6 protein-coding genes are annotated in these 7,611 nt (G+C 36.2%); all 6 read left to right on the top strand.

Annotation, left to right across the window (positions count from 1 at the left end; all coding sequences use genetic code 11):
• Positions 1 to 9 precede the first annotated feature (9 nt).
• The 6 genes from gltD (at position 10) to QQZ16_RS12485 (ending at position 7,361) form a co-directional block, all read left to right on the top strand.
• Complete coding sequence (gene gltD / locus QQZ16_RS12460; protein ID WP_031536523.1) at positions 10 to 1,503, top strand: glutamate synthase small subunit; 1,494 nt, start codon at positions 10 to 12, stop codon at positions 1,501 to 1,503.
• Positions 1,504 to 2,087: 584 nt separating this feature from the next.
• The gene (locus QQZ16_RS12465) at positions 2,088 to 2,618 is read left to right on the top strand and encodes an HD domain-containing protein (RefSeq protein ID WP_031536522.1); all 531 of its coding nucleotides are present in this window, start codon (positions 2,088 to 2,090) and stop codon (positions 2,616 to 2,618) included.
• A gap of 95 nt (positions 2,619 to 2,713) precedes the next feature.
• Positions 2,714 to 4,897 (top strand): AAA domain-containing protein, encoded by a 2,184-nt coding sequence (locus QQZ16_RS12470; protein ID WP_235251594.1) that lies wholly within the window; start codon positions 2,714 to 2,716, stop codon positions 4,895 to 4,897.
• A 440-nt stretch (positions 4,898 to 5,337) separates the two neighbouring features.
• The gene (locus tag QQZ16_RS12475) at positions 5,338 to 6,000 is read left to right on the top strand and encodes a peptidylprolyl isomerase (protein ID WP_419181465.1); all 663 of its coding nucleotides are present in this window, start codon (positions 5,338 to 5,340) and stop codon (positions 5,998 to 6,000) included.
• Between the two features lie 83 nt (positions 6,001 to 6,083).
• Complete coding sequence (locus QQZ16_RS12480) at positions 6,084 to 6,521, top strand: peptidylprolyl isomerase (RefSeq protein WP_031536519.1); 438 nt, start codon at positions 6,084 to 6,086, stop codon at positions 6,519 to 6,521.
• A gap of 96 nt (positions 6,522 to 6,617) precedes the next feature.
• On the top strand, positions 6,618 to 7,361 hold the full coding sequence (locus tag QQZ16_RS12485) for an SDR family NAD(P)-dependent oxidoreductase (RefSeq protein WP_235251595.1): 744 nt from the start codon (positions 6,618 to 6,620) through the stop codon (positions 7,359 to 7,361).
• The last annotated feature ends 250 nt before the right edge of the window (positions 7,362 to 7,611 follow it).

A 7,611-nucleotide genomic window follows, 5' to 3' on the forward strand; every position in this document is an offset into this window, starting at 1 on the left:
GAGAACAGAATGGGTAAAGCAACTGGTTTCATGGAATTTAAACGGGAGGAAGCGGAAGAGAGAAATCCGCTTTCCCGCCTAAAAGATTATAAAAAATATTCTGCTCCTTTCGCTGATGAGGTACTAGAAAGACAAGGAGCAAGATGTATGGATTGTGCTACACCATTCTGCCATATTGGAATGGAAATTGCCGGAAGCACATCTGGCTGCCCGATCCATAACTTAATCCCTGAGTGGAATGACCTTGTATATAAAGGGAGATGGAAAGAAGCATTAGACAGATTATTAAAGACAAATAACTTTCCAGAATTCACTGGTAGTGCATGTCCAGCTCCATGTGAAGGTTCTTGTACAGTTGCAATCTCTGATCCAGCTGTTGCGATTAAGAATATCGAACGTACTATTATCGATAAGGGGTTTGCAAACGGGTGGATCCAACCACGAATTCCTCAAAAGAGAACAGGAAAAAAGATAGCCATCATTGGGTCTGGTCCAGCAGGACTTGCTAGTGCAGATCAATTAAATCAAGCTGGCCATTCTGTAACCGTTTATGAAAGAGCAGATAGACCAGGTGGGTTATTAATGTATGGTATTCCAAATATGAAAATAGAGAAAAAAGACGTAGAGCGTAGAATTAAGCTTCTTACCCAAGAAGGTATTGATTTTATTACCAATACAGAAGTAGGAAAAGATATAACTGCAAAAGAATTAAGAGAAAACTATGATGCTGTGATTCTTTGTACTGGTGCTCAAAAGCAAAGAGATTTAGTAATGGAAGGTAGAGATGCACAAGGTGTGCACTTTGCAATGGACTATTTATCAGGTGTAACCAAAAGTTTGCTAGATTCTAATTTGAGAGATAGAAACTTTATTGATGCAGAAGGCAAGGATGTCATTGTTATTGGTGGGGGAGATACAGGAGCTGATTGTGTCGCAACAGCTCTTCGCCAAAACTGTAAAAGCGTCGTCCAATTTGGTAAACATCCTAAGCTTGGGCTAATGCGCACAAGTGATAATATGTGGCCAGCAGCACCAAATGTCTTTACATTAGAATATGCATACGAAGAAGCGGAACAGAAGTTTGGGGAAGATCCTAGACAGTATGGAATTCAGACGAAGAAGATGGTAAAAGACGATAATGGTAAATTAAAAGAATTACACACTGTATCAATGGAAAAAATAAAGCAAGAAGATGGGACATTTATTTTCAAAGAAATTCCCGGAACAGAAAAAGTATGGCCAGCACAGTTAGTTTTTATCGCAATTGGCTTTGAAGGTCCTGAACAGCCAGTATTAAAGCACTTTGGTATTGAAACAATGAATCGAAAAGTTGCTGCAGCATACGGTGATTTTGAAACAAATCTTGAAGGTGTTTTCGCAGCAGGTGATGCCCGCAGAGGACAAAGCTTAATTGTTTGGGCGATTAATGAAGGAAGAGAAGCAGCTAGAAAAGTAGATGAATACTTGATGGGTGCTTCGATTCTACCAACTGTTAATGCTTAAGAAAAAAGATGTGATAGAAAGCTCTATCACATCTTTTTTTTATCCTATGAATGAAATAAAAGATAATAATATACATATAATCTCTCTTCTTAGCTAGGCGTGCAATTTTTAATGATTGAATTATAGTCTTGTTAAAATGGAACTATTTTGAGCAAAATATATAAATTGAGTGGAAAATAGCCTTTATAAAAAACTTTCCCAGCTAGTAAATTTACGAGAATATCCCATTAAATTTTACGCATTCAAAATATTATAAAAATTTAAAAACAAAATATCATTAAAACAAATATAACTAAAACTTGGTTTCAAGTTTTCATCCTTATTTAGGTGTTTTTTATTATCATTTTATTAAAAATATAATATAATAGGAAAAATACTTTTTTAAAGGTGCGAGGAAGGAATGAAACATTAACCCATTTTGGGTGTTTTTTTATAAATGCAAAACAATGGACGCTAGATGGAAAAGTAATAGCTTTAGCCCATGTGTCATCGTAGCGAAAAAGGAGAATAGGTTTAATTAATAGCAACAGACCTGCACAAACATATTAAGTTATGGGTTCAAATAAAGAAAGGAAGTGTCGGAGATGAGAGATGTTAAACTTATCGATATTTATAACCACCATATTGCTCAAAAATATATTACACGTTCAGGTTTAGCTCATGCTCTGGCAGTTGCTTATCATGCTTTTGAAATGGCAAAAGAATCAAATGTCGATGTCGATAATGCAGCTAAAGCCGGATTTTTACATGACATGGGTCATTACACTTGGTATAAAGATGGGAAATGGGATTATAAATTATATAGACAAAATGACATTCATCCAATTAAAGGAGCAGAAAGAGCGCATAAATTATTAATTCGTTTAGGTGAAAATCCTGTAAAAGCGAAAGAAATCGCATTAGCTGTCCTTTTTCATACCGATAGTTTTATTCCAGGAGGCTCCGTCATACTCTCTCCTTTACAAAAAATCGTAAAATTGGCAGATGAAAAGGATGAAGAGCCTGGAGGACATCATCACTATCGCACGATAACAAAGGAAAGAGCATTGAAAAGCTTAGAACGATTAGATACAAAAATAGATGCATATATAGAAAAACAGAAGGATAACTGCTAAAAAGAAGGATAGAAATGGAGTACTCCATTTTCTATCCTTCTTTTTTTATAAGTGTTATAATTATACAATCGATTTTTTATAAAGGAATTAGTGGAATGACAAATATTATTAAGACGATTAAAGAATGGCAGCAAGCACTTCAAATAGAAATAAATCATTTAAAAAAATTCGGCCAATCTAAAGTGGCTTTATATAATGGAATACGATTAAATACAGAGAATGATTTTACTTATTATTTTGAAAGTATCGGCAATTTAAAAGTTCCTATTGGCTCAAATGTAATCCTTCACTGGGGATCTCTTGCAGTAAAAGGGCGAGTATTATCGGCAGATGGAAAGAGCCTTCTTGTCATTTTGGAAAAGATGATTGGCGAGTATATAGCTGAAGCCTATTTGTCCCATGATCCTTGGGAGCTTCTAGAACAGCTACAAATTCGCTTTGATTCGATTAAAAAGAATAAACGAAAGCTTAGCAGAATTGTAAAATTGATGCGTCCAAATGATGCAACAAAGCATCCTACAGAAGAGCTGAAAAATCATGTCCATGAGCTTTCATTAAGGTGTAAATATAATCCTGTCTCCTTTGTATGGGGACCACCGGGAACTGGGAAAACCTATACGCTAGCAAGAGTAGCATTACAACGTTATTGGAAAGGAAAAAGAATTCTTGTTCTAGCGCAAAGTAATCAAGCAGTGGATGTACTACTAACAGAAATAACCACAACCATTAAAGAAAAAGACCGTTTTAAACTGGGAGATATCCTACGATACGGGGGAAATAGCAGTAATGGCAATCTGGAACAAGAGCAAATTACTTCTAGCTCTTTGCTAGATAAAAAAGATATGGATCTAGCAAAACAAAGGCAACAGTTTATCGAAGAAAAGCAAAAGCTTAAATCAGATCTTGCCAATGCATTTACAATTAGAGATTCTTCCCAGCTCTTAGAAATGGAAGAGAAACTGGCAAGTGTAATGGAAAAAATCCGCAAAAGAGAAGTACAGTTTGTACAAAAAGCGAAAATAGTCGGGACCACCTTAGCAAAGGCTGCGACAGACCCAGCTATTTATGAAGATGAGTATGATTTAGTTATCGTGGATGAAGCAAGCATGGCATATATCCCACAGGTGGCATTTTCCGCATCTCTTGCAAAGAGAATCATTATATGCGGTGACTTCAAGCAATTACCGCCCATTGCCTCAAGCCGCCATGCTATTGTAAACAGATGGTTAAAGGAAGATATCTTCCATGCAACGGGAGTAGCTGATACAGTACATACTTCCTCCATGCATCCACAGCTTCTATTGTTAAATGAACAAAGAAGAATGCATCCATCCATCTCTGAATTTACAAATAAATATATCTATCATTCATTAGTAGGAGATTATAAGAACGTCGAAAAAAAGAGAAAACCAATTGCTGCTCAATCGCCCTTTAAGGATAATGCCAGTGTGTTATTGGACTCTAGTCATTTTGGGTCCTATGCAACTTTTGAAAAAGCCTCTAAATCACGAATAAATTATATACATCTTTTACTTGCCTTACAAGTAATCCAAGAGTCTTTAAAGGAAAAAGAAGCAAGTATTGGCTATGTTACACCTTACAGGGCACAAGCTGAAATAATGGAAGCAATGGCACTCGAATTTTTCCCAGAGGCAATGGCCGATAAGCGTTTAATAGTAGCTACCGTTCATCGTTTTCAAGGGAGTGAAAGAGATGTTATTGTATTTGACAGTGTAGAAGCTCCTTCTTTTTCTCGTCCTGGAATGCTTTTAACTGGAAAAGAGAGTGAACGGCTTATCAATGTGGCAATTAGTAGAGCAAAAGGGAAATTTATTCATATTGCCAATAGAAGCTTTATCAAAACAATGATTGATCACCGCAAAACGATTCGTCAGCTTATCAATCACCAAGAACAAATTAATAAAGTTGTTACTAACCAACATATTGGCGAATGGATTAAGCAAAAGAATCCCAAACTTTATTGGACACATGGGCAAAGAATTGATTTATTAACAAAAGATTTGACTCGTTCACAAAAAGAGATATTCGTATCTATTCCCCATTCGAAGGAAACTTTAAATCAAGAATGGAAACATATTTTTTCTAAAGCGAAAATCGTTACTACACCTGAAATTCCCTTTCCTGTGGTAATTATCGATCATAAAGTTGTTTGGTTTGGCTTTCCGATAGAATTGGTCAATGGCAGTAAACCACCATCTTTAGCAATTCGCATCCATTCACCCTATCTAGCATCTTATCTTTTAAATTATTTTGCGTAAAAAGAGGCTGGGACATAAGCATTTCAACCAATAATAAACACGAATTTTTACGCGGCTAATCGCATGAATATTTGTGTTTATTATTTTGGAAAAAGGTTTAAAAACGAAGTGTAATGGAGCGGAGGACGCTCGACTCCTGCGGGAAATAGAGGAAAGGCTGAGACCCCGCAGCGTATGCGAGGAGACTCAGCTTCCTCCCCGCGGAAAGCGAGCGTCCGTAGCGCAATGGAACGACTTAGTTTTACACTTGACTATATTTAAAAACTTAGATCCATGAGAAAGTAGCTTTATTTAAGAGCAGAATTAGAGATTGTTCGTCTTTAAAAGTTAGTTATTTAGTTTTGTCCCAGCCCCTTTTTTTCCTAAATAGGTTATTTATTGTATAGAAAGAAAGAGTTCGCTAAAATGGGAAAGTAACGGAGTAAAGGAGGAGTCTCATAGTGCTAACAAAACGGACTGGATCGATAATGATTGTATTTTGTGCTTCCTTGCTATTATTGCTGACAGGATGTGCAACACAGGAGGATACCGCACCAAAAAATGAAGAGAATAAAGCAAAAAGTAAAACTATATCTTCAGATGATTATCCAATTATAACCATTACGATGGAGGATGATTCTAAAATTGAAGTGGAGCTGTATCCAGATAAAGCACCTAATACAGTGAATAACTTTATTTCATTAATTAATAAAGGCTTTTATGATGGCCTAATTTTTCATCGCGTAATTCCAGATTTTATGATTCAGGGTGGTGACCCAAATGGTAATGGAACAGGTGGTCCTGGCTATTCCATTAAAGGAGAGTTTTCAGAAAATGGCTTTGAGAACGATTTAAAGCATGAAAGAGGCGTCATTAGTATGGCGAGATCACAACTGCCAGACTCAGCAGGCTCCCAATTCTTTATTATGGTAGCAGATGCCCCCCATTTGGATGGCCAATATGCACCATTTGGTAAGGTAATAGAAGGAATGGATGTAGTTGATAAGATTGTAGCAGCAGATAGAGATGAGCTGGACAAACCTCTAAAAGAGATAAAAATGAAAAAAGTTACAGTTGATACAAAAGGAATTGATTACGAGGAACCTGAAAAAGTAAAAGAATGAATCAGGAAATAAACGTTTTATTTTCTTTCTTAAGCAAAAGATGATATGATAAAAGCTGATTTTGAATTAAGGAGATGGTAAACATGGCAACAAAAGGATACATATTAATGCAAAATGGCGAAAACATCGAATTTGAATTATATCCAAATGAAGCTCCTGGAACAGTAGCTAACTTTGTAGAACTTATTAATAAAGGGTTCTATAACGGTCTAACATTCCACCGCGTCATTCCTGGTTTCGTGAGCCAAGGTGGAGATCCAAACGGTAATGGAACAGGTGGTCCTGGTTACACAATTAAATGTGAAACTGTTGGAAATCCTCATAAACACGTAGAAGGCTCACTTTCTATGGCACATGCAGGTCGTGACACAGGCGGCAGCCAATTCTTTATCGTTCACGAGCCTCAGCCACATTTAAATGGTGTTCACACTGTATTTGGACAAGTTACTTCTGGTATGTCTACAGTTAAAGCGATGAAAAATGGCGATGTAATGGAAAAAGTAGAAATCACTGAACAATAAAAGCAAAAAAGGCAGGCTGAGAAATTAGCTTGCTTTTTTTATCGTTTTTTTATTAATATAGATACTTTTCATTTATATATAGGGAGGTAGATACTTTTGTTTAAAGATAAAGTTGTGATTGTTACAGGTGCTAGCAATGGAATCGGAAGTGCGATTGCAACAGCCTATATACAAGAAGGGGCATATGTTGTTCTAGCAGATATAGATGAATCTCAAGGAAATCAACTTCTTGAACAGCTTGATGCAAAAGAGAAAGCATTATTTATTAAAACAGATGTCCGAAACGAAGCGGAGATTATTCATTTGGTTCACATGACTAAAAATACATTTGGAAAAATTGATATTCTGATTAATAATGTAGGAAAAGGGATTTTTAAATCCTTCTACGAGTTATCAATCGAGGAATGGGATGATGTCCTAAATACGAATCTTAGAAGCGTATTTCTCTGTTCAAGAGAAGTGGCCAAAATCATGCGTGACCAAAAGAACGGTGGCTCCATTATTAATATGTCTTCTAGTAGAGCTTATATGTCTGAGCCAAATACAGAAAGCTATAGTGCAAGCAAAGGTGGCATTATGGCCATTACTCATGCATTAGCGAATAGTCTTGCAGAGGCACATATAACCGTAAATAGCATTTCACCAGGCTGGATTGAAACAAAAGACTATAATAATCTCGGTGAAATCGATCATGAACAACATTTATCAAAAAGAGTAGGGAAACCAGAGGATATATCAAGAGCCTGTCTCTTTTTAACAAACCCACAAAACGACTTTATCACTGGTACGAATTTAATGGTAGATGGCGGTATGACAGTAAAAATGATTTATGAAGAATAAACATTTCTCTTTTAGTGCTTTTCTAGTATGAGTAAAATGTTTGTGGGTAGAAAATAATTTACCCTCTGGTTTGGTTGGTGGTCGTTAGACCGCCAACCAAACGCAAGCGCGGTAGTATGAGCAAAAATAAAGAAAAAGGGACTTTCTTTTTGTATAGTAGTGTTTGCGGACAAAACATACAAAAGGAGAAAGTCCCTATGAAACAAAATACCATAAAACTACCTACATTAAAAGAAATAGAAAGTGATTT

Source organism: Bacillus sp. T2.9-1, from assembly GCF_950097965.1.
Taxonomy (GTDB): Bacteria; Bacillota; Bacilli; order Bacillales; family Cytobacillaceae; genus Niallia; species Niallia hominis.